This is a genomic window from Erwinia papayae, assembly GCF_058241465.1.
Map to the genome: position 1 here is coordinate 21,582 of NZ_JBZCHT010000010.1, position 23,066 is coordinate 44,647.

Consider the following 23,066-nt stretch of genomic DNA (forward strand, 5'->3'; position numbering starts at 1 on the left):
TATCGATCCAAATGAGAATGAATATCATCAAAGGGAGAGGGCGGGTCGAGAGTTCAGGGCTTTAAGCTCAAAGGACCGCCGCCTAACCTTTTTTTGCATCGCCGCAGGTTAGAAAACTTTTTTATGGGTTCCCCCAAGCATCGATTGATAGGAGTTTTCGATTATGCCAGGACCGCCGAAAACCCCTACCCATCTGCAACTGGTGAGGGGTAACCCTTCCAAGAGGGCTGTTAATAAGAACGAGCCGAAACCCCCTTCAGGGGTACCCCCAACTCCGAAGCATTTCAGTAAGCAGGAAAAGTACTGGTTTAAGCGGATGGGTGATGAGCTCGACCTTGTTGGAGTAATCACCAAGCTTGATGGTTTGGCTCTTGAGCAAATGATCGCCGCATACATTGAGTGGCGAACCCATCGCGATCTTTTAGAAGTAGAGGGCTGGGTTTACACCACAACATCACAAACCGGCGACAAGATGATCAAGGCTAACCCGCGTGTTGGGTTCATGGACAACGCCAGAAAATTCCTGAATAACATGATGCAACAATTCGGTCTGACGCCGGCTTCACGCAGCAAAGTGAACACGGGCAGTGCCGGAGACGCTGACCCGTTCGACGAATTTCTTAAAGCGAGAGAATAATGGCACAAGTTACTGACGGAATACGCTACGCCGAAAGGGTTGTGGCGGGGGAAATTGTTGCCGGAAAATACGTTAAGCAGGCCTGCGCCCGGTTCCTCAGTGACCTGAAATACGGAGAGCAACGCAACATCTTTTTCAGCGAGAGCCGGGCACAGCACATTCTCAACTTTTATAAATTTGTGCCGCACGTCAAAGGCGATCTGGCCGGAAAGCCGATTGACCTGATGGACTGGCACACTTTTATTCTGATAAATATTTTTGGCTTCGTGATCCCGCTCATCAACGAGCAGACGGGCCAGCCGGTCATGAATGAAAAGAACCGCCCGGTTATGGTCAGGCGCTACCGCACAGCCTATAACGAGGTCGCGCGTAAGAATGCCAAATCAACAGTATCATCCGGTATCGGCCTTTATATGGCTGGCGCGGACGGTGAGGGCGGCGCAGAGGTTTACTCAGCGGCCACAACGCGCGATCAGGCGCGTATTGTGTTTAACGATGCGGTTAACATGATAAAGCAGTCGAGAGCGGCGCTCGGAAGGCTGATGAATTTCAATAAAATGGCAATCTTTCAGGAGCGCACAGCCTCAAAGTTTGAGCCACTTTCCAGCGACGCCAATAACCTCGACGGACTTAACATCCATTGCGCTATCGTTGATGAACTCCATGCACACCGTACCCGCGCAGTGTGGGACGTACTGGAAACGGCCACAGGCGCACGTTCTCAGCCGTTACTTTTCGGCATCACAACGGCAGGCTTCAATAAAGAGGGTATCTGCTATGAGGTGCGGGAGTATGCAACAAAAGTGCTGAGTGGGCTGGTCGATGATGACTCATTTTTTGCCATTATCTACACCCTGGATGAGGACGACGATCCTTTTGATGAAGCAGTATGGCAGAAAGCCAATCCCGGACTGGGGATTTGTAAGCGGTGGGACGATATGCGCCGCCTGGCAAAAAAGGCCAGAGAGCAGGTATCAGCCAGGAATAACTTTCTCACTAAACATCTGAATATATGGGTAACGGCTGAATCAGCATGGATGGATATGCTGAAATGGGAAGCCTGCCCGCCTCTGGCTCCAGAGCATGAACTGAAAACGTACCCGATGTGGGTGGGTGTGGACCTTGCCAACAAAATCGATATATGTGCCGCTGTAAAAATATGGCGGGCACCGGATTCACACGTACACGCTGATTTCAAATTCTGGCTTCCTGAAGGAAGGCTTGACCGCTGCTCTCGCCAGATGGCAGAGCTTTACCGCAACTGGAGTGAAACCGGGGCACTGACGCTGACCGATGGTGATGTGGTCGATCATGCCGTTATCAAAGAAGACCTGATCGCCTGGCTCAGTGGTGAGAATCTGCGCGAAGTAGGCTTCGATCCCTGGGGGGCGGTTCAGTTCAGTCTGTCGATGATTGAAGAGGGCATACCGATGGTGGAAGTGGCGCAAACGGTCAGAAACCTTTCAGAGGCGATGAAGGAAACTGAAGCGCTGACGTTTGCCGGGAAAATCCATCACGATAATCATCCCGTGATGAACTGGATGATGAGTAACGTCACCGCAAAAATGGATAAAAACGACAACGTTTTTCCCAATAAATCCACGCCTGAAGCCAAGATTGACGGGCCGGTTGCCATGTTTACCGGGTTAAGTCGCCTGATCCTGAATGGTGGCGATGACAAACCCGACCTGACCGGCTTCTTTGAAAACCCCATCATGGTAGGTTTCTGATGAAAAAACAAAAACAGCCAGGCAAAGTTAAATCAGCCCTGCTGAACTGGCTGGGTGTCCCCATCAGCCTGACAACCGGCACATTCTGGGAGGAATGGTGGGGAAAGAGCAGCAGCGGCAAGACGGTTTCAGCCGATAAAGCGATGCGCCTTTCTGCTGTATGGGCCTGCACCCGACTGTTAAGTGAGTCCGTTTCCACGCTGCCGCTGAAAGTTTACGAGCGTCAGGGGGATGGCTCCCGTAAGCTGGCGATGGATCATCCCGTCTATCAGTTGCTGTGCCGTCGCCCGAACATTGAAATGACGCCATCACGCTTTATGCTTTCGGTGGTGGCCTCTATTTGCCTGCGGGGGAATGCGTTCATTGAAAAAAAGATTATCGGCAAAAAGCTGGTTTCCCTCGTTCCACTGCTACCGCAAAACATGGTGGTGAAGCGCCTGGACAACGGCAATCTCCAGTACACCTACACCGAAGTAAAAGCAAAGCGTGAGATACCTGTGCAGAACATCATGCACATCCGTGGATTTGGCCTTGATGGCGTCTGCGGCATGATGCCCATGATGACAGGCCGGGACGTAATTGGCGCGGCGATGTCAGTTGAGGAATCAGCCGCAAAAATATTTGAAAATGGCCTGCAAAGCTCTGGTTTTCTCTCTGCTGAGACGCCGCTGAACGATGAGCAGCGTGAAAGGCTAAGAAAATACATGATCAATTTTACCAGCTCCAAAAACGCCGGAAAAATCATGGTGCTTGAGGGGGGTATGAAATATCAGGGTGTGACCATAAACCCGGAAGCCGCACAGATGCTGGAGTCCCGCGCATTCAGTATTGAAGAAATATGTCGCTGGTTTCGGGTTCCACCTTTTATGGTCGGTCACACAACCAAACAGAGCAGTTGGGCATCAAGTGTTGAAGGAATGAACCTTCTTTTCCTGACCAACACCTTACGTCCTCTGCTGGTCAATATTGAGCAGGAGATAGCCCGCTGCCTGCTTGATGGCAGTGATGATGTGTTTGCGGAGTTTTCTGTTGAGGGGCTGCTACGTGCAGATACTGCCGGGCGTTCAGCCTATTACACCACGGCGCTTCAGAACGGCTGGATGTCACGCAATGACGTGCGCAGGCTGGAAAACCTGCCGCCGATTGATGGTGGCGATATCTATACCGTGCAGCTAAATCTTACGCCGCTGGATCAGCTTCGTGAAACCAACGCAGGTGTTCAGGCCAGCAATATCATGAAGCTACACGCTTTTCTATTCCCGGATATACCACCGGAACACTCACCGCTAAAAAAAGCGGCTTAGGAGACACCTGATGACCATTAAAACGCTTCCGGCAGCGCCGGAGGGGCGTCCTTTTGCGCGTCAAAACAGCGAAATGCCGTCTGCGGCATACGAGCGCTGGGATGGGGGGATTCGAGCGGCGGGGCAGACGGGCGATAACGCCATTTCCATTCTGGACACCATTGGTGAGGACTGGTATGGCGATGGCGTCACCGCCAGCCGTATAGCCGGAGCGCTCAGGAGCATGGGTGGATCGGACGTTACGGTAAACATCAACTCACCGGGCGGAGATATGTGGGAGGGACTGGCAATCTATAACATCCTGCTGGCCTATGAAGGAAAAGTTACCGTCAAAGTGCTGGGAATTGCGGCCTCAGCAGCATCCATTATCGCAATGGCCGGTGATGAAATTCAGATGGGGCGCGGTGCGTTCCTGATGATCCACAACTGCTGGAGCATTATGGCTGGCAATCGCAACGATTTCAGGCAATACGCCGACTCTCTGGAGCCTTTTGATAGCGCAATGGCCGACATTTATGCAGCCCGAACCGGTCTTGAATTGAGTAAGGTTCAGACGCTGATGGATAACGAAACGTTTATCGGTGGCAGTGACGCTGTAGACCAGGGTTTTGCAGACTCCCTGCTTTCTGCTGACGAAATAACCAGTGACGACGAAAGCCCCGCCGCTGCACTGAGAAAGATTGATGCTTTTCTGGCAAAGGGCGGTATGCCACGCGCCGAACGCCGGAAGCACCTCAAGGCTTTAGGTGGTATGCCGTGCGCTACCCCTCAAAAAAACGACAAGCCGGGCGCTGTCGATGAAATTAACCCTGAAGCAATAAATTCACTCAAAAATGCGCTGGCACTGCTCGGCGAATAAGGATAACGCATGTCTGAAGTAAATGAACTGTTGACGAAAGTCTCCGCAAAGCTGGAAAAAGTTTCGGCTGAGTTCAGCGAAAAAGCTGAAAAAGCACTGAACGAAGCCAAAAACTCTGGTCAGCTCTCGGCTGAAACCAAAAACGCCGTGGATAAAATCGCTACGGAGCATAACGCCCTCAATGAAGCGATGAAAACTATCAAAACTTCGCTGGGCGATCTTGAGCAGCATGTAGCCGCACAAATTCCGCTTAACGCCGCCAGAGACGTGATCCAGTCTGTGGGTCAGCAGTTTGTCTCGGCTGAAGTAATGAAAGATATCCGATCAAGCCTTGAGGGCAACAAGCGTATTTCCGTACCGGTTAAAGCTGCACTGACCACGGTGGATATTCCGGGCCAGATTGTGGCACCGCAGCGCCTGCCGGGCATTGATACTGCACCAAAGCAGCGACTGTTTATCCGCGACCTTATTGCACCGGGCCGCACCCAGTCCAACACGATTTACTACGTGCAGCAGACCGGTTTTACCAACAACGCAGCGGTTGTTCCGGAAAACACCACCAAACCTTACAGTGATATTCAGTTTGGTGAAAAAACCACGCCTGTTCGCACCATTGCGCACATGTTCAAAGCGTCCAAACAAATCCTGGACGATTTCGCGCAGTTGCAGTCAACCGTTGATGCAGAAATGCGCTACGGATTGTCCTATGTCGAAGAACAGGAAATTCTGTTTGGTGACGGCACAGGCGCACACCTTCAGGGCATCATTCCCCAGGCAAAAGCTTTCAGCGCTGCGTTTGCGGTGGATAATGAAACCGGCATTGATGTGCTTCGCCTGGCAATGTTGCAGGCGCAACTTGCCCGCTTCCCTGCCTCCGGTCACGTTCTGCACTTTACCGACTGGGCAAAAATCGAACTGAGCAAGGACACGCTGGGCCGTTATATCCTGGCAAATCCGGCTCAGCTGACCACGCCTACCCTGTGGGGGTTGCCGGTTGTAGCGACGGAGGCGGCTCAGTTCCTGGGTAAATTCCTGACCGGTGCCTTTAATTCCGGCGCACAGATTTTTGACCGTGAGGACGCAAACGTTGTGGTGTCGAGTGAAAACGCCGACGACTTTGAAAAGAACATGATCTCAATTCGCTGTGAAGAACGTCTGGCGCTGGCGGTATACCGTCCTGAAGCCTTTGTTCACGGCAATCTGAGTGGTTCCGGTAGCTAATAATAACAGCGGCTTTCGGGCCGCTTTATTTGATGGACTAATGCCATGATCATTTCGCCTGAAACGGTAAGAGAACATTGTCGGATTGATCCTGATGACAGCACAGAGGATTCGATTCTCACAATCTATACCGGTGCAGCCACGCGCCACATTGAGAAATGGACGCGCCGCAAGATTTATGAAACCAACGCCGATCCCGGATTCGCTGATGATGAGAACAGCCTGTTACTGGATGATGATATCCGGCTGGTCATACTCCTGCTGGTAGGCCACTGGTATGAAAACCGCGAAGCCAGCGTGTCAGGTGTCACCGTATCCACTTTGCCTCTGGCCGTGGAATCATTGCTTCAGCCTTACCGTATTTACGGTCTGTAGGAGAGGTTATGCAGGCAGGAAGATTACGAGATCGGGTTATTATTCAGAATTTTTCCACTCAACGCACCCCGTCAGGCCAGCCCGAAAAAGTCTGGAAAGAAGGGGTGACTGTTCGCGCTGAAATCAAAGGCATCAGCGGTCGTGAAATGATGGCATCAGATGCGGAAAAAGCGGAGGCGACAATCCGTGTCTGGATGCGTTACCGCGATGATATATCAGCCTCCACGCGCCTGATTTGTCTCTCCGGTCCGTTCAAAGGTCTGACGCTTGAGGTATCAGGCCCACCGATACCGGATGCAAAAGGGTCGCGCCTTGAAATTCTCTGTAAGCAGGGGGTGAAAACGTGATCGATACAAAACTCGACTTTTCCGGCCTGCTTGACCTGTCCGACGATCTCAATGCACTGAGCAAAGCCGAAAACCGCAAGGTATTGCGTGACGCTACCCGCGCAGCGGCCACGGTGTTTAAAGATGAGGCGGTCAAACGTGCCCCGGTACGCTCCGGCAGGCTGAAGAAAAACATTGTGGTGATGACGCAGCGTGACCGTGACGGCGGGATTGTCTCCGGGGTTCACGTCCGTGGCACCAACCCACGCACCGGCAACAGTGATAACAAACTGAAAACGAGTGACAAACGGAACGCCTTTTACTGGCGCTTTCTGGAGTTGGGCACATCAAACATGGCCCCGGTGCCGTTTCTGCGCCCGGCTTATGATGCCAGACAGGAACAGGCTGCGCAGGCGGCGTTTGAAAAAGCCAACGCGGCGATTGATAAGGTGCTGTTGAAATGACCGAAGCTGATATTTACCCTTTGCTGTCGTCTCTGGCATCCGGACAGGTTTACCCCTACGTGGTGCCGCTGAATGCCCAGGGTGAACCCGCTGTTTCACCGCCGTGGGTGGTTTACTCACTGAATTCCGAAGTCTCAGCCGACACATTATGTGGACCGGCAGAAATGACGGCTACTTTACAAATTGATGTGTATTCAAACAGTATTGATGAGGCCAGACAGCTACGCGAAAGCGTTCGCGCTGCACTGGTCCCGCTGGCGTTCACACAGATGAATGACACCAACAGCTACGAAACGGATACGTCGCTTTACCGGGCCATGCTTGAAGTCCAGATCATGACCTGACATCCATTAAAACCTGACACGCCACCGAAAGGTGGTTTTTTTATGCCCGGAGAAAACATGACCAGTAAATATGAATTAACGAAGGGGATGTCATTCAGCGTTACCGCTGCTGCCGTCACAGAAGCAAACCCAACCAGTGCGCAATGGCTGGATGCGGCCTGTGCCAGCAAGGAGATCACCTACACGGGGGGGCAGAAGTCGGATATTGATGTTACCACGCTGTGCTCAACCGAACAGGAGCAGACCAACGGACTCGCGGCACCGGCTGAAATGTCGATCACCCGCAATTGGGTGGGCGATGAAGCCGCGCAGCAGTCATTGCAGACCGCATATGAAAATGATGAACTCCGCGCCCTCCGCATCCTGTTTCCTTCCGGCAACGGTTTTTACATCCTGGTTGAAGTGCGTCAAAGCTCCTGGACCGCTGGCACATCTGCCGTGGTCAGTGCGACCTATTCCCTTCGCGTGAAGGGTAAGCCTGTTCCCATCGTTGCCAGCGAATCCGGCTCTTAATTTTCCACCGGCGCTTGCGGGCGCTGTTTTACTCGCTACTGGATAAAAACAATGACAGCAAAAAAATCAGCGTTATCCCTGCGCAGTCTTGCACTTGCGCCCCTGTCTGGCTTTCGCAGCAAAACCGTTACCGTGCCTGAGTGGGGCGGTGTTGAGGTGAATTTACGCGAACCCTCTGCACAGGCCTGGCTTGAGTGGAATGAAATTATTGCCCCGCGCCCAACTGAGGGTAGCGAAGAAATCAGGCTTACTCCCGCGCAGGTCGCCCACCGTAATCTTCGAGCAGACGTGGTGCTGTTCATTGATGTCGTGCTTGATGAAGAGTCCATGCCGGTATTTCTGACAGAAGACAGGGATCAGGTGCAGGCGATTTATGGACCGGTACATGCCCGCCTTCTTAAGCAGGCACTGGACCTGAGCAAAACACAGGCTGACGCCGACGCAAAGTAAAATCGCCCGGCACCTTCTTTCTTATGACGCTGGCCCTTCGTCTTGGGCGAACCCTGCACGAACTGACCTCAACCATTACCGCCAGCGAACTGAAGATGTGGATTGAATATGACCGCATCAGCCCGATCAGTGACCGGCGCGGCGATATTCAGGCGGCGCAGATTGCCACGGCGGTACTGAATTCGCAGGGCGGTAAAATCAGCATGGACGATGTGATCCTGCGGTGGGGTGAAGAAGAAAAAGAAGACGTGTCCGGGCTGGAAGGTTTTCTCAGTGAACTGGCTTAACAATCCCGCGCAGGCGGGCTGAAAGGGTTAATTATGGCAACGCTGCGCGAACTGATTATCAAGATTTCTGCAAATTCCGCGTCATTTCAGTCGGAGATTTCCCGCGCCTCACGCATGGGTGCGGATTATTATAAAACGATGGAGCAGGGCGGACGCAAGGCGGCAGCGGCCACGCGGGAAACGCAGCGCTCCCTGTCAGAACTTAACGATCAACTGACATCGGTAAAATCCACCGCTACAGGCATGGCGGGCGCATTTGCCGGTGCTTTTGCCACCGGGCAGCTGATCCACTTTGCTGACACCTGGAATCAGCTGAACGGACGGCTAAAACTGGCGTCAACCTCAGCAGACGACTTTGCCACCGCGCAAAGTACTCTGATGGCGGTCAGCCAGCGGACCGGTACATCGTTTGAAGCCAACGCCAATCTGTACAGCCGTATTGCGTCCTCCCTGCGCGATGCGGGCTATGCGTCGTCAGACGTGGCTAAAGTGACTGAAACCGTTGCCACCTCGCTGAAGCTCTCCGGGGCCAGCACTGAAGAAGCCAGCTCTGTAATAACCCAGCTCAGTCAGGCGCTGGGATCGGGTGTTCTGCGTGGTGAGGAATTTAACGCCATCATGGAGAACGGCGGCAGGCTGGCGAAGTTGCTTGCTACCGGTCTGAATACCACGGTGGGCGGTCTGCGCAACATGGCGAACAATGGTCAGCTGACCACCGACAAGATTGTGCCAATCCTGACCAACGTCGATCAGCTGCGTAAAGAGTTTGATTCGCTGCCTGCTTCGATCAGCGGTTCCACTCAGAAGGTTGAGAACGCCTTTATGGCCTGGGTAGGTGGCGCAAACAATGCGGTTGGCGCGTCATCCACGCTATCCGGTGTGCTCGACGGCCTGGCAAAAAACATTGATACCGTTGCTGACGTTACCGGCCTGCTGATTGGACTGGGCGTGGCGCGGTATTTCGGCAATATGGTTTCCAGTGTTACCACGGCTACTGCGTCGGTTGTCTCCAATACTGCCGCTGAAGTGGCGCTTGCCAGCGCCCAGCTCAGAGCCACACAAACCAGCGTGGCGGCTGCACGGCAGGCTGTTTACCGGGCGCAACAGGCGCGTGTTGCTGCAAGCGGCATAGAAGCGCAAATCGCCGCAGAGCGACAGCTGGCGGCAGCACAGGCAACCCTGAATTCATCCATCGGAGCACGATCTTCGGCAGCAACCAGGCTGACAGAAACAGCGTCGGTGATGTCGCGCCTGGGCGGCAGCGTTCTGGGCATTCTTGGGGGATGGCCGGGCGTTATTATTGCTGCCGGTACGGCGATGTATGGCGTTTATCAGCATACTCAGCAGGCGCATAAAGAAGCGGTTTCGTTTGCTGATAATCTGGACGCTATTAACAGCAAGCTGGGGCAGCTCTCTGTAGCAGGACTGAAATCAACAGCCGTTGATGCCAGTGGATCGCTGGTGGCGCAGAAAAAAGACCTTGCCTCTCTGGACGATCAGATACGCCAGACGCGGGACAGCCTCAGCGCCATGCAGGTGATGGAAAAACAGTATGACGAACACCCCTGGCTGGCGCGGATTAATAATCTGATGTCGGTTGAGGAACTGACAAAGCGCCAGCAGGATGCCACCGATCAGCTCAACAAGCTGGATTACCAGCGTGAACAGGTGGCAGCGAAAGTTGAAGCCACGCAGAAGCTGGTCAACGACGCCAGCGACCTGGCAACTAAAAAGGCCATTGAGCAGGCTGGCGCGGTGTCCATTCTGAAAGGGGCATACGATCTGCTTAACCGGTCCATGACCGCCACCGGGGGGGCAACGCCACCTCAGTATGCAGGTCCGGTTGTATCAACGGCAAAAGCCACGCCGCAGCAGTCAACCGCGCTGGAGAAAGCCCGCCGTGATAATGAACTGTCCAGCCTGTCAGGGTTGGAAAAGTTGCATCGTCAGTACCAGTATGAGGCAGACGATTTGCAACTGACTGGCGCGTTGTATACGAAGTACGTGTATGACAAAGACCAGGCGGCAAAAAAGGATGCGGAAGCCGCACAGGCGAAGAAGGACAGCACCGCCGCAACGAATGCCCAGAACAAAGCCGAACGTGAAGCCGCCGCACAGGCTGAACAGTACAGCCGGAAAATGGCCGATCTCAGCGTGGCGCTTGAGGTTCAGCGCGTCCGTGCAAGCCAGGGTGAGAAGGCGGCAGAACTCTACGCTGCCGCGCATCAGGCCGGAACAAAATGGACCGATGAGCAGCGCAAAGCGATCCGGTCAGCCTCAACGGAACTGGAGACGTGGACGCAGCGGGCAGAAGCCAATATCAAAAAGCAGCGCGAACAGGCAGAGGCGCTCAAGGATTTAACCGATGCGGCGCGGAAATATCAGGATGATGCGGCACTCACCACGCAGACCAGCGGCCTGAGCGACCGCCAGCGCACCCGTTTTGATGAAACCCAGCAGATTAACCGGGTGTTTGATAAAACCGACAAAGGCACACAGGCGGTGGCTGCACAAACCGCCGCGCTTGATGCACTGGACAAAAAATATCAGGCGCTGGCGGCGTCGCAGGCTGACTGGCGGTCAGGTATCAGTAAGGGGTATGACAACTGGATCGAAAGTGTCAGCAACATATCCGGCACGGTATCGCAGGGAATAACCAGCTCAATGGACAGTGCGCTCGACAATATGTCAGCCATGTTGGTGGGAAGTAAGGCTGACTGGAAAAGCTGGGGGCTGTCCGTGCTCCAGATGATTTCAAAAGTGGCGTTGCAGATGGCTGTTGTGAATGCGTTGGGCAGTTCCAGCTCATCGCTGGGCGGCATTCTGGGCAGCGTTGCCAGCGGCCTGACCGGTTCTGCCGCAGGGAGCAGCGTTTCTGCTGGCGTATCAACGGGTGCAATGGGACTGAGTACCAGTTTCAGCGCTTATGACGGTGGTGGTTATACCGGTTCTGGCGGGAAATACGATCCGGCTGGCGTGGTTCATAAGGGTGAGTTTGTTTTCACCAAAGAGGCCACCGAGCGGATCGGCATATCCAACCTGTACAGCCTCATGAAAGGTTACGCCTCTGGTGGTGCGGTGGGTGATACCTCTGGCGGGGTTTCTTCCGGCGTGAACAGCTACAGCGGTACGGGAAACACAAATATCAGCGTTTATGCTCCGGTCACCATTCAGCAGGGTGAGACTGGCTCACAAACCAGCGCATCCGGTACGTCTGACGTGGCAAACCAGCTTAAAAACATTGTGCAGACTGAGATCACCAGCCGCCTGCGCAGGGAAATGTCTCCGGGTGGAGCGCTTTACAAGGGTTAACTATGGCAATTGACACATTTACCTGGTGTGCCAGAACGGAAGCCAGCGAACAGCTGACGGTATCAACGATTCAGGCGCAGTTTGGCGATGGCTATAAACAGGTCGCCAGCAAGGGTATCAACGATGCGGATGAATCATGGACGCTTGCGGTTAATGGGAGGCTAACTGAAATGGCAAAGGTGCGGGCCTTTCTGAAGGCTCACGTCATCACCTCCTGCTGGTGGACCAACCCCTGGGGGGAGAAAAAGTTGTACCGGGTAAAGTCGGATTCCATCAATCCAAAGTTCGTTAACGGAAACTTTGTGGAAATCACTTTTACCTTTGAACAGGCATTTGCGCCGTGACATGTCACGAACAGATAACAGGACGCTCCGGCGTCCTTTTTTTATGGGTGAACCATGAGCTTTAACCAGGACATTCAGGCGCTGGAGCCGGGCCAGCTGGTGCAGCTGATAGAGATTGACGGGACGGATTTTGGTCTGGACACCGTGCTCCGCTTCCACGCCTACAACCTGCCTACTGACGGCTGGGCCTCGTTTGCCGCAGAAAACCTGCCCTCAATAATCTGGCAGGGCAATGAATACGATCCGCACCCCTACGAACTCACTGGCGTGGAAATGACCAGCACCGGATCACAGCCAACACCAAAGCTGTCGGTCGGTAACGTGGGTAACTACGTTACCGCGCTGTGCCTGCAATATGACGACATGGTGAAAGCGAAGGTAAAAATTCATACCACACTGGCGAAATATCTCGACGCGGCAAACTGGACGGCGGGCAATCCAAACGCCAACCCGCAGGAAGAAAGGGTGCAGCTTTTTTACGTCAACGCAAAAACGGCGGAGACGCGGGTACAGGTGGATTTTGAGCTGTGCTCCCCGTTTGATATTCAGGGGTTGCAACTGCCATCCCGGCAGATAACGCCGGTCTGTACCTGGTGTATGCGCGGCTGGTATCGCACCGGCACCGGCTGTGATTACAACGGCACAAAGTATTTTGCCAAAGACGGCTCAGCAACATCCGATCCGTCAAAAGACATCTGCGGCGGCAGGCTGGCCGACTGTAAGGCACGGTTTGGCGACGATCAGCCTCTGCCTTTTGGCGGCTATCCAGCGGCTAACCTCCAAAATAAGTAGGATTATTAGATGGATAAAGTTGATGGCGTCACTTTTGGTCGGTTGCATGCCATAAGGCTTGCAACAAAAGATGAAGATGGGCACCGATGTGGTGCCCATTTTTTATGTCTGTGTGATTGTGGACGGGAGGTGATTGTCAGGAAAACCTGCCTCATGCGGGGTGACACTAAGTCATGCGGCTGCCTGAAAAGAGACATTCAAACCAGGCATAAATCATCTGATGGCAAACCGGCATGCTGGGGGAATCTTTATAGTGTCTGGAGAGGCATGATGTCCCGCTGTTACCGGCTTACTGACAAGGATTATCCAAAATACGGCGGGCGCGGGATAACAGTGTGTCGGCGATGGCATGAGTTCGTGAATTTTGAAAATGACGTTGGTATCCGTCCGGAAGGGACCAGTCTGGACAGGATTGAGGTCAATGGAAATTACAAGCCTGAGAATTGTCGTTGGGCAACTCCTGTTATTCAGCAGCGTAATCGCCGTTGCAATCGATTATTTAAAATTAATGGGGAGACGTTAACTTTTTCTGAAATATGCCAGCGAAATTCTATGGCAGAGTCCACTTTGTTCAATCGGCTTAAAAAAGGGATGAGCATTACAGAAGCATTGTCCATTCCAGTGAGGCGAAGGGGGCGTAATCGTGCGTGAAAAACTGCTGGCGGCGATACGTGAGCATGTGGCTGCCGACTATCCCAAGGAAGCCTGCGGGGTGGTTGTGCAGGCAAACAGTGGTCAGATTTATATTCCCTGCCGTAATACCAGCGAGAAACCCACGGAGCATTTTACTCTGGCTCCGGAGGATTATCTTTCTGCTGAAACGCAGGGCGAAATATTAATGATTATCCACTCCCACCCGGATGTGACGCAGCTTATCCCCTCTGAAATGGACCGCATTCAGTGCGACCACAGCGGGGTGGAGTGGGGAATTATGTCGTGGCCTGACGGCGATTTCTGCACGATATCACCGCGTGGGGATCGTGATTTTACCGGGCGTCAGTGGGTGCTGGGCCATGCCGACTGCTGGACGCTGATTATGGATTACTATCGGCAGACGCATGGCATAACGTTGAATAACTGGTCGGTGGATTACGAGTGGTGGCTGAACGGTCAGGAAAATCGTTACGACGATAACTGGCAGGCTGAAGGATTCATTGAGGTCAGCCAGGCAGAGATGCGCGGGGGCGATATGATCATGATGCAGATCGGCGCACCGGTCACAAACCATGCGGCGATTTACCTGGGTGACAATATCATTCTTCACCATAACTTCGGCAACCTCTCTACCCGCGTTCCGTATGGCGATTACTGGCGAAACCGCACCGTGCGTGTGGTGCGCAGAAAGGAGTTAATGGATGCTTAAAACACTGATGCTTAAGGGCGCAATGGCGCGTAAATTCGGTAAGGTTCACCGCTTTCACGTTGCCGACCTGCGGGAAATGCTGCGGGCGATGTGCTCACAGGTTCCGGGCTTCAAACATTACGTGTCGAATGCGCATCTAAATGGTGTGCGATTTGCGTTCTTCAGCGGGAAAGAAAATATCGGCCTGGCTGAATTTGAAATGTCCGGCTCTGCCACAGAGTTTCAGATGATGCCCATCGCTGAAGGTGCAAAGCGAGGCGGTACGCTACAGATAGTGATCGGCGCAGTGGCTCTGGTCGCGGCATTTTTTACTGCTGGTGCCTCACTCGCTGCATGGGGCGCTGCCATGTCAGCCGCCACGCTGAGTGCAACATCCGCGCTCACCGGTCTGGGCCTGTCCATGCTGCTGGGGGGAGTGGTGCAGATGCTTACGCCACAGTCCAGCTACAACGTGGGCGCATCATCCAGCACAGACAATAAACCGAACTATGCCTTTGGTTCCCCGGTCAACACCGTGGCAATGGGATATCCCGTTCCGGTACTTTACGGCCAGCGTGAAATCGGCGGGGCCATTATCAGCGCGGGCAGTTTTACCAGCGATCAACAGTAATAACCAGAGAGATAAAAAATGGAAGAATTAAAGTTTGGTGTTGAAGAAGGGGTTGGTTCACCCCCGGAGTCAAATTTGAACCTAGAATATTTTATTCAGCAACTTACCTTACGGGAAAGTGGGGCTATCCCCTTCTTCAATGGCGTGATTCAGCCTTTTGGTGGCTTCCCAGAGGCTATGGAATACAGTATTAAGGCACTTCCAGACGTCAGTATCTCCGTGACCATATGCACTGAAGGTGATTCTGATTCTGTGTCCTTCACACTCGTGAACCGGAAGCGAGATGAACTCTGTAGGCGCAAGCTGGATGTCAATGAGAGCATCGAAGAAGTCGGACCTTTCTACCTGCAAATAAAGAGAAAGCATTCTCATTAACCAGGTGCTGAGATTAACATCACAATTATGATTGTGCTCGCGAAAAAAGAATTCTAGACGCCCATCGATCTTATGAGAGAATTTAAATAGTTTATCATTATTGGGAATTATGGAATCCCTGAGTGCGCAATCGTTGGTTTCGAGGTGGCTTCCATTTCCATTAATCCATTTCAGGAATGAATAAAATGTCTGAACAGCTTCCTGTTCGTCATGAGGTTTAAAGTCTTCAAGAGACTGGTTTATCAGTGATGGGTTTGAAATAAAATCGTAATACATCCCGCCGCGTTCTGTATAAGCGGTTATGTTCCATGGGTGTGTTCTTCTATCATTTTCCAGATTACGTAGTGGATCAAAGTTTACCAGCATAACTTTACCTTACCAGAGGTAATCAGCCATTCCTCATCATTGTGTGCGCCTGCGCCCCAAACGCAGACGGGCTGAATACTCAACATATCCTTAAGTATCTTTCTGTAACATCCTGATATTCGATCAGTAATTAACCTTGGCCGCTCATTGCGGCCTTTTTTATGGGTGCAATATGCGACTTCTCGACGGTGTGACCATCCACGGCAGTAAAGGCGGCAGTAGCAGTGCGCATACGCCGGTTGAGCAGGCTGACGATCTGCTGTCGGTGGCAAAACTGAAAATGCTGCTGGCAATCTCTGAGGGTGAAATTCAGGGCGATTTAACTGCCCAGCAGATTTACCTGAACGATACCCAGCTGGCGAATGATGACGGAACCTACAATTTTACCGGCGTGGTATGGGATTACCGCAAAGGCACCCAGGATCAGACGTATATCCAGGGTATGCCGGAGGTTGATAACGAGATTTCTGTAGGTGTGGCGGTCACGCAGTCAGCGCCCTGGACGCGGCAGTATACCAACCTGTCGCTGGATGCCGTGCGTATCAAGTTAAGCTTGCCAGTTCAGTACCTCTATAAAGATAACGGGGATATGGTCGGAACATCGACGCAATACGCTATTGACCTTTCAACTGACGGCGGCGCATGGCAGACGGTGGTCGATGCGACTTTTAACGGTAAAACTACATCGGAATACCAGCGTGATCACCGTATTGATTTACCCACGGCCACAACCGGCTGGGCCATTCGTGTGCGCCGCATTACAGCCGATTCCACATCCTCAAAGCTGGTCAACGCTTTCAAAGTGTTCTCTTACGCTGAGGTAATCGACAGCAAATTACGCTACCCGCTTACTGCACTGCTGTACATCGAAGTGGACGCCAGCCAGTTCAACGGCAGCGCACCGAAAATTACCTGTAAGCCCAAGGGGAAAATTATTCGCGTACCGACCACCTATGACCCCAACACCCGCACCTACAGCGGCACCTGGCAGGGGGATTTTAAGTGGGCCTATACGAACAATCCGGCGTGGATTTTTTACGATATGGTGCTGGATAAAATTTTCGGCATGGGCAACCGCGTCGATGCGACGATGATTGATAAATGGGAGCTGTACAGTATCGCGCAGTACTGCGATGAAATGGTGTCTGACGGGGCTGGAGGAACAGAACCGCGCTTCACCTGCAACGTTTATATTCAGTCACAGCAGGATGCGTATACCGTACTGAAAGATTTAGCCGCCGTATTCAGGGGGATCACTTTCTGGGGCAACGACCAGATTTATGTGAAGGCCGATGTTCCGCAGGTGGACAGTAACGGCAATGTGTCCGTGGATTTCGTTTATCACTCATCCAACATGATCGATGGATTTCCGACTTATGCCGGGGGAAGTTACAAAAACCGTTACACCTCGTGCCAGGTCAGCTGGTCCGACCCGCAAAACAATTACAGTGACACGATTGAGAGCGTTTACGATTCTGAACTGGTTAACCGCTACGGCGTTAACGAAACATCCCTGACCGCTATTGGCTGTACGTCGCAGAGTGAAGCACACCGGCGCGGGCGCTGGGCCATACTTTCGAATGCAAAAGACGGCACGATATCCTTTGGCGTGGGCCTTGATGGTTATATCCCGTTACCTGCTGAAATCATTGGTGTTGCCGATCCGTTCAGGGCTGGCAAAACCAACGGCGGGCGCATCAGCGCGGTAAATAACCTGAATATCACGCTGGACCGTGCCGTTGACTATGCCGCAGGAGATCGCCTGGTGCTGAACCTGCCGGACGGCACCGCACAAACCCGCACTATTGCCAGCATCAGCGACGATAAAAAAACGGTGACGGTGAATACCGCATTCAGTCAGACGCCGGTAACTGGTGCGGTATGGGCCATCGACAGTGACAATCTGGCGATTCAGTATTTCCGTGTGACGTCAATCAGCCAGAACGACGATGGCACATTCACCGTGGCCGGAGTGCAGCACGATCCGAACAAATACCGTTATATCGATGACGGGGTGCGGATTGAAGCAGCGCCGATCACTGTGACGCCTGTCAGCGTTCTGAAAGCACCGACCAATATCGTGATTAGTGAGGTCAGCTTTGTTGAGCAGGGGCTGTCAGTCGCGTCCATGCAGGTTACGTGGGATAGGGTGGAAGGAGCAATTCGCTATGTGGCACAGTGGCGCAAGGACAGCGGCGACTGGATAAACGTCAGCCAGACCAGCGCCCAGGGTTTCAGCATTCAGGGAATTTATACCGGTGTTTATGACGTTCGGGTACGTGCTGAGAATGCGGCGGAGGTGTCATCGCCGTGGGGTTATGCGGAATCCACAACGCTGACGGGCAAAGCTGGCAAGCCTGGAACACCGGTCAGCCTGAGCGCCACCGATAATGTGGTGTGGAATATCGACCTGACCTGGGCATTCCCTGACGGCTCCGGTGATACCGCGTACACAGAAATTCAGGTAGCGACAACGGCGGACGGTCAAAGCCCTCAGTTTCTGGCCTATGTGCCTTACCCCGGTGTCAGCTATCAGCACGGGCCGATGCCAGCTGGCGTTCGCCGCTGGTATCGCGCCCGGCTGGTTGACAAAATTGGCAATACCGGTGACTGGACGGCGTTTGTCGCGGGCATGTCATCAGCCGATGCAACCGCGCTGCTGGGCGATATTACCGAAAAATTCCTCACCGCAGAGGATGGTAAAGCGCTGGTGGCCACGCTGGAAACCAACCCGGAATCCATTCTGCAAAACGTGATGGCAAACTATGACAGCGTTACACAGACATGGTCGCAGTACGGAGAGAATCGGGCGGGGATTATCCAGGCGCAAAAGGTGGCCGCTGATGCAGAAAGTTCTGTCGCACAGCTGGAGACGGATGTCACCGCAAGTTTTACTGCCACCAATGCCGCCGTATCGGCAAACGAGGCGGCAATACAGCAGAAAATGACCGCCTATGCTGACGCCTCTGGCGGCTCAGCGATTTATACCCTGAAAGCGGGGATTAAATACGCAGGCACGAACTACGATGCCGGTCTGTCAGTGGCGGTCACTATCAACGGTTCGTCAGTCGATACCCGCGTGGCGATCAACGCTAACCAGTTTGTTATCGTCAGCGGGACGGGCGGCAATATTTATTCTCCGTTCACCGTAAAGGACGGACAGGTATTTATCAGCCAGGGCTTTATCGGGGATGGCTGGATCACAAATGCGATGATCGGGAGTTATATCCAGTCCAATAACTATGTTGCCGGTTCCGTGGGCTGGCGCTGGGACAAGGCGGGCAACTTTGAAAATAATGGCTCTGACAGCACCGGGCGAATGACAATGACCAACACGACAATAAGTGTTTACGATGCAAACGGCGTATTGCGTGTGCGAATGGGGAAACTCAGCTGATGGCATTTGGATTTGGTACTTGGGACTCAGGCGGTAATTATAATAATACCGGATTGCTGGTGGTTAATATTCTTGGCTACTATCGCATTGATGAAAACACCCTGAATGCAAATTACGGTTTTACCGTTCCGGCTGGGTATACCCTTCATTTTCTGGTTATGCCTGACAGTTCCACGGACGGAACTGGCGATAACCGGAGACGGATTTATGTCTCAGGTAGCAATGTTATTGTCGAGCCTGCGGCTAATAATGTCTCCGGTACTGATCGGTTTCCACTCAACGCGATGTATATATTGGGGTATGCAGCATGAGTTTTGGTGCGATGTTGACGCGGGAGGATGGAACGCCGTTTTATATTCAGGACACGATACCGATAGCGCTGGTCCGCAAACAAACATTCTCAGTCGATGCAACGGTGAATTCAGGCAACGGTCAGAGAATATCTCTTGATGCGTCAACCGGAACACCTTACCTGTACTTTGTCAGGTTCGACCAGTCTGATGGCTGGGCCTATCAGCAGGCCGTATCAGGAACACATGGTCTGGTAGTCGGGGCATTCAGTAGCGGAACGGTGAGCGGGACCATCTATGTTTTTGGCGCAGTAGTGCAAACTGTGCCCTCATGGGGTATTCAGATAAATGACAGTACCGGTAAATGCATTCTGACCAATGAAACGCGGGTGCTTAGGGGGATCAATATCGTCAACCCGACTGGCAGTGCAGGTACGGCAGATTACCTGAATGAGACTGTGGCGGGTAAGAAAGCCATTATTCCGGCGCGGTGCGGTGCCGTTGTTTACTCTCAAACAATCGGCGGCAATATGGTCACTCAAATCATTACGCGCTCTACCGGCTGTTACTATGATGGCACCAACACCATCATTAAATCCAATCAGATGGGGCGAAGTTCTGCTTCCATAGCTGTAAGCTCGACAAAAGGCAGCGGTTATGCCCCACCTTACATAGACTGTAATTTGTACGATTAAATAAAAAGATCGTTATGATCGAATTATTGAATAAAGATATTTTTATATCTGGCCGATAATAGAACTAATTACATTAAATGGTGGTTGTAATGAAAACTATTATCATTTCAGCTTTTATCTGCATAATGTTTGTGACGGGTTTTTCTCATGCTGCCTCATATCCTCAAAAAGCCTGGGGCTTGAATAAGTCTGGAGCAGTTACTGTACGCTATGACGTTAATAAATACGGCAGGGCAGAGAACTTTAAAATTATAAAGTCTGAGCCTGAAGGCTTTTTCGAAAGAAGCGCTATTGAGGCTGTTAAAGAAATGCATTTCGAAATTAACAGACCTGAAATAAACAGAGAGACGACCGTCGAATTTAAACGGTGAAATACTGAGAACTTATTGCAACCCGGCCACCGTGCCGGGTTTTTTATTGCCCGGAGAAATGCATGTCAGCAGGCACACTCGCAGTAACTAATAATTCAGCAGCGGTTAACGGAACCGGAACAGCGTTTACCACTGATCTGAAAACCGGTGATTTCATCGGCGTTATCATCGGTGGCGCTCCTTATACTCTGGTGGTTTCCGCAATCGCGTCAGATACATCTCTCACCATTGGCACGGCGTACACCGGCCCGGATGCCAGCGGCGTAGCCTGGTACGCTGTTCCCGCTACGCTTCAGGTTGCCATCACTCAAAAAGTGCTGGATGACGTTGCCCGGATGACGCGGGGAATGATTCTGGATAAGGCCAACTGGCAGCAGTTCTACACTGCATCAGGCAACATAACCGTTAATTTGCCGGATAACACGAATGTGACCGGCCCCAGCTGGCCTGCAATGCAGCAAACAATCAACAATGGCATCAACGGCAAAGCGGCCAGCGGCGCTAACAGCGACATCACATCTCTATCCGGTCTGACTACAGCGTTGTCTGTAGCGCAGGGCGGCACGGGACAAAAAAGCGCCCAGGCATTTCTGACTAACGCCGGAATGATCAGTACCTACAACAGTTTCACACTGCCTTTTACCGACAGGAACATGCGTGTGGTCGTTGATTCTGTTGTTACCACAACAAATGCGTCAGGTGAAGGTACTGTCAATTACCCGAACACATTCGCAAACGTCTGCATTGCCTGTATTCCCGTTATAGCCTATCAATCAGGCATCAGCATTATGGTAATCAACTATAACAGCAACCGAATAACGGGATTTGATTATGCCGTTTTTAACGGGACTAACAGGCAGACAAACAGCACAGTGCGCATCAACTACATCGCAATAGGATTCTGACATGTCGAAAAATATGTACAGCTTAAAAACTCTGGGATTTTATCCGGCAGATGAGGAAGGGCAGAAGCCATACGTTGAAGCGGGATCGCTGCCTGACGACCTAAAACCCATCAGCGATGAAGATTACACAGCCTTCTTCAATCCCCCTGATGGCTACTATGGCTTGTTTGATGAGACAGGCCCGCACCTTGAGAAAAACCCAGAGCCTGATCCCGCGATTGAAAATTTACAGAAGGCTCAGACAGAGTACGATTCCGCGTCTGAGCACATCACAGCACTGCAACAACGCATTGATGATGACGATTACAACGACACGAACACTGAAGAATATGTGAAAGCCGAAAAAGCAACCTGGACGACTTACCGCAAAGCGCTACGTGCTTACATTGCTGCGGGGGATGGAACGAAGGAATTACCAACAGCGCCGATTGAGGAAGGATCATAAACGACTTCAAGTCTGTTTAATTCCATTTGTGCTCAGGATGTTGAATTTTTCATGAAGTGACTTCGGATACAGCTCTGTGTAAACCTGCCACAGTACGTTAAGCGATCTATGACCGGTTACCTGGGCCACTTCTTCTATGCTGAACCCTGCTTCGAAAAGTCGGCTGGCTCCTTCGCGGCGCAGGTCATGATATCGCAAGTCTTCTATACCCAGCGCTTTTCTGACGCGCTGAAAACCAGCGGTGACAGAGCGGGAATTATAGGGAAAAATCAATTCGCTGTTTCTGGGTTGTCGCTGCACGATATTCCAGGCTTCTCCGAGCAGCGGAACCAGCATATGGTTGCCAGACTTTTTGCGTGGATCTTTTCTGTCTCTGACCAGCACCGCCTTTTGTTTTTCTTCCACATCATCCCAGCGAATTTTGCATACTTCGCCTACCCTCATACAGCTCAGGATTGAAAAGTTAAGAATATCAACGAAGGGTATTTTTGCCGCGACGTGATCGCTTCTGGCCTCCAGCCCTGCAAGCAATCTGTCTAATTCGTTGCTAACCGGGCGGCGGCTGCGGCGTCTGGATTTGCCGATCAGCCCCATCTGGAGCAGTAGCGGTCTTGCATCGGTTGCAGGATTAGTTGTGTATTCGATACCCCAGACAGGTTTAGCGGACGCAAGAACGGAAGACAGATAACTCACATCGTGGTTTATGGTGGAAGGGCCGGCACCAGCACCGTTACGCTGGCGACAGTGCTCAATAACGTGGCTTGTTGACAGGTCTGCAAGGGGCATTTCGGATATGTCACAGTCCAGCAACATATCCAGTACATAGCGTTTTGTGCGTCCGGCTTTGCCACCCAGATTGGGATCATTGATGTAGCGTTTTAACAGGTCACCAACAGTCATTTTATTTATGTCATTGGCAGTCGGCACCCCATTTGTTTCCAGTTCAGCAACCCTGCCAGCACCCCACGTTTTTGCATGTGCCTGTTTACTGAATGTCCGGTTTTCCCTCCAGATGTATTTCCCACCTTCTTTAACTCCCACCGTACAGCGGTAGCGTAAAGTACCATCGGCGCGTTGCCGTTTTTCTATGCTATAGTAGGCCATGATTTTCCTTTACCTTCATTCAGCACCCCATAAATAAGGGGTGCTGCTGGGGGTGCTGATAAAGAAAAAATACGACATAAAGATAAAAAATGCACGAAAATAAAGAGTATCGTAATCCCCACCAATCCAGTGTAAATAGCGGCTTAGCGCCAAAATACGGCCCTCACCGCTTCAGCGTCGCCCCGAT

Annotated in this window: 26 protein-coding genes; 24 read left to right on the forward strand and 2 right to left on the reverse strand. The window is 52.2% G+C overall.

Features of this window, described 5'->3' with window-relative positions:
* The first annotated feature begins 163 nt into the window (after window positions 1-163).
* The 18 genes from AC3RPL_RS15605 to AC3RPL_RS15690 are packed head-to-tail and all read left to right on the forward strand — an operon-like array spanning window position 164 to window position 14,931.
* Window positions 164-637, forward strand: a complete 474-nt coding sequence (locus tag AC3RPL_RS15605) for a phage terminase small subunit P27 family (protein ID WP_490740755.1) — start codon at window positions 164-166, stop codon at window positions 635-637.
* Complete coding sequence (locus AC3RPL_RS15610) at window positions 637-2,367, forward strand: terminase large subunit (RefSeq protein WP_490740756.1); 1,731 nt, start codon at window positions 637-639, stop codon at window positions 2,365-2,367. The genes AC3RPL_RS15605 and AC3RPL_RS15610 overlap by 1 nt, the downstream gene beginning before the upstream one ends.
* Window positions 2,367-3,671: a phage portal protein gene (locus AC3RPL_RS15615; protein ID WP_490740757.1), complete on the forward strand. Its 1,305-nt coding sequence runs from the start codon at window positions 2,367-2,369 to the stop codon at window positions 3,669-3,671. Before AC3RPL_RS15610 ends, AC3RPL_RS15615 begins: the two co-directional genes overlap by 1 nt.
* Window positions 3,672-3,681: 10 nt before the next feature.
* Window positions 3,682-4,530 (forward strand): head maturation protease, ClpP-related, encoded by an 849-nt coding sequence (locus tag AC3RPL_RS15620; protein WP_490740758.1) that lies wholly within the window; start codon window positions 3,682-3,684, stop codon window positions 4,528-4,530.
* Between the two features lie 9 nt (window positions 4,531-4,539).
* On the forward strand, window positions 4,540-5,751 hold the full coding sequence (locus tag AC3RPL_RS15625; RefSeq protein ID WP_490740759.1) for a phage major capsid protein: 1,212 nt from the start codon (window positions 4,540-4,542) through the stop codon (window positions 5,749-5,751).
* Between the two features lie 45 nt (window positions 5,752-5,796).
* Entirely contained in the window at window positions 5,797-6,126 is a 330-nt protein-coding gene (locus AC3RPL_RS15630) for a head-tail connector protein (RefSeq protein WP_490740760.1), read from the forward strand.
* An 8-nt stretch (window positions 6,127-6,134) separates the two neighbouring features.
* Window positions 6,135-6,473, forward strand: a complete 339-nt coding sequence (locus tag AC3RPL_RS15635) for a phage head closure protein (protein WP_490740761.1) — start codon at window positions 6,135-6,137, stop codon at window positions 6,471-6,473.
* Entirely contained in the window at window positions 6,470-6,916 is a 447-nt protein-coding gene (locus AC3RPL_RS15640; RefSeq protein WP_490740762.1) for an HK97-gp10 family putative phage morphogenesis protein, read from the forward strand. Before AC3RPL_RS15635 ends, AC3RPL_RS15640 begins: the two co-directional genes overlap by 4 nt.
* Complete coding sequence (gene gp17 / locus AC3RPL_RS15645) at window positions 6,913-7,260, forward strand: tail completion protein gp17 (protein ID WP_490738919.1); 348 nt, start codon at window positions 6,913-6,915, stop codon at window positions 7,258-7,260. Before AC3RPL_RS15640 ends, gp17 begins: the two co-directional genes overlap by 4 nt.
* A gap of 57 nt (window positions 7,261-7,317) precedes the next feature.
* On the forward strand, window positions 7,318-7,773 hold the full coding sequence (locus tag AC3RPL_RS15650) for a phage tail tube protein (RefSeq protein WP_490740763.1): 456 nt from the start codon (window positions 7,318-7,320) through the stop codon (window positions 7,771-7,773).
* Between the two features lie 51 nt (window positions 7,774-7,824).
* Window positions 7,825-8,223, forward strand: coding sequence for a phage tail assembly chaperone (locus tag AC3RPL_RS15655; protein ID WP_490740764.1), 399 nt, complete (start codon window positions 7,825-7,827; stop codon window positions 8,221-8,223).
* Between the two features lie 23 nt (window positions 8,224-8,246).
* Complete coding sequence (locus tag AC3RPL_RS15660) at window positions 8,247-8,510, forward strand: phage tail assembly protein T (protein WP_490738922.1); 264 nt, start codon at window positions 8,247-8,249, stop codon at window positions 8,508-8,510.
* Window positions 8,511-8,543: 33 nt separating this feature from the next.
* On the forward strand, window positions 8,544-11,822 hold the full coding sequence (locus AC3RPL_RS15665; protein WP_490740765.1) for a phage tail tape measure protein: 3,279 nt from the start codon (window positions 8,544-8,546) through the stop codon (window positions 11,820-11,822).
* A gap of 2 nt (window positions 11,823-11,824) precedes the next feature.
* Window positions 11,825-12,166, forward strand: coding sequence for a phage tail protein (locus AC3RPL_RS15670; protein ID WP_490740766.1), 342 nt, complete (start codon window positions 11,825-11,827; stop codon window positions 12,164-12,166).
* A gap of 54 nt (window positions 12,167-12,220) precedes the next feature.
* The gene (locus AC3RPL_RS15675; RefSeq protein WP_490740767.1) at window positions 12,221-12,958 is read left to right on the forward strand and encodes a phage minor tail protein L; all 738 of its coding nucleotides are present in this window, start codon (window positions 12,221-12,223) and stop codon (window positions 12,956-12,958) included.
* A 9-nt stretch (window positions 12,959-12,967) separates the two neighbouring features.
* Window positions 12,968-13,609, forward strand: a complete 642-nt coding sequence (locus AC3RPL_RS15680; protein ID WP_490740768.1) for a hypothetical protein — start codon at window positions 12,968-12,970, stop codon at window positions 13,607-13,609.
* Complete coding sequence (locus tag AC3RPL_RS15685) at window positions 13,602-14,321, forward strand: C40 family peptidase (RefSeq protein ID WP_490738926.1); 720 nt, start codon at window positions 13,602-13,604, stop codon at window positions 14,319-14,321. Before AC3RPL_RS15680 ends, AC3RPL_RS15685 begins: the two co-directional genes overlap by 8 nt.
* Entirely contained in the window at window positions 14,314-14,931 is a 618-nt protein-coding gene (locus tag AC3RPL_RS15690; RefSeq protein ID WP_490740769.1) for a tail assembly protein, read from the forward strand. The genes AC3RPL_RS15685 and AC3RPL_RS15690 overlap by 8 nt, the downstream gene beginning before the upstream one ends.
* Window positions 14,932-15,039: 108 nt before the next feature.
* Here AC3RPL_RS15690 and AC3RPL_RS15695 read toward each other — a convergent pair whose 3' ends face one another.
* A complete protein-coding gene (locus AC3RPL_RS15695) occupies window positions 15,040-15,672 on the reverse strand; it encodes a hypothetical protein (RefSeq protein WP_490740770.1) in 633 nt (210 codons plus the stop codon).
* A 172-nt stretch (window positions 15,673-15,844) separates the two neighbouring features.
* Here AC3RPL_RS15695 and AC3RPL_RS15700 point away from each other — a divergent pair, with 172 nt between their 5' ends.
* The 6 genes from AC3RPL_RS15700 (at window position 15,845) to AC3RPL_RS15725 (ending at window position 21,775) form a co-directional block, all read left to right on the forward strand.
* Window positions 15,845-19,069, forward strand: coding sequence for a TipJ family phage tail tip protein (locus tag AC3RPL_RS15700; RefSeq protein ID WP_490740771.1), 3,225 nt, complete (start codon window positions 15,845-15,847; stop codon window positions 19,067-19,069).
* A complete protein-coding gene (locus AC3RPL_RS15705) occupies window positions 19,069-19,380 on the forward strand; it encodes a hypothetical protein (RefSeq protein ID WP_490740772.1) in 312 nt (103 codons plus the stop codon). The genes AC3RPL_RS15700 and AC3RPL_RS15705 overlap by 1 nt, the downstream gene beginning before the upstream one ends.
* Entirely contained in the window at window positions 19,377-20,054 is a 678-nt protein-coding gene (locus tag AC3RPL_RS15710; RefSeq protein ID WP_490740773.1) for a hypothetical protein, read from the forward strand. Before AC3RPL_RS15705 ends, AC3RPL_RS15710 begins: the two co-directional genes overlap by 4 nt.
* A gap of 89 nt (window positions 20,055-20,143) precedes the next feature.
* Window positions 20,144-20,425 (forward strand): TonB family protein, encoded by a 282-nt coding sequence (locus AC3RPL_RS15715; protein ID WP_490740774.1) that lies wholly within the window; start codon window positions 20,144-20,146, stop codon window positions 20,423-20,425.
* A 62-nt stretch (window positions 20,426-20,487) separates the two neighbouring features.
* The gene (locus AC3RPL_RS15720; protein ID WP_490740775.1) at window positions 20,488-21,330 is read left to right on the forward strand and encodes a hypothetical protein; all 843 of its coding nucleotides are present in this window, start codon (window positions 20,488-20,490) and stop codon (window positions 21,328-21,330) included.
* 1 nt (window position 21,331) lies between these two features.
* The gene (locus AC3RPL_RS15725; protein ID WP_490738815.1) at window positions 21,332-21,775 is read left to right on the forward strand and encodes a tail fiber assembly protein; all 444 of its coding nucleotides are present in this window, start codon (window positions 21,332-21,334) and stop codon (window positions 21,773-21,775) included.
* Window positions 21,776-21,781: 6 nt separating this feature from the next.
* Here AC3RPL_RS15725 and AC3RPL_RS15730 read toward each other — a convergent pair whose 3' ends face one another.
* Window positions 21,782-22,879, reverse strand: a complete 1,098-nt coding sequence (locus AC3RPL_RS15730) for a tyrosine-type recombinase/integrase (RefSeq protein ID WP_490738814.1) — start codon at window positions 22,877-22,879, stop codon at window positions 21,782-21,784.
* Window positions 22,880-23,066 lie beyond the last annotated feature (187 nt).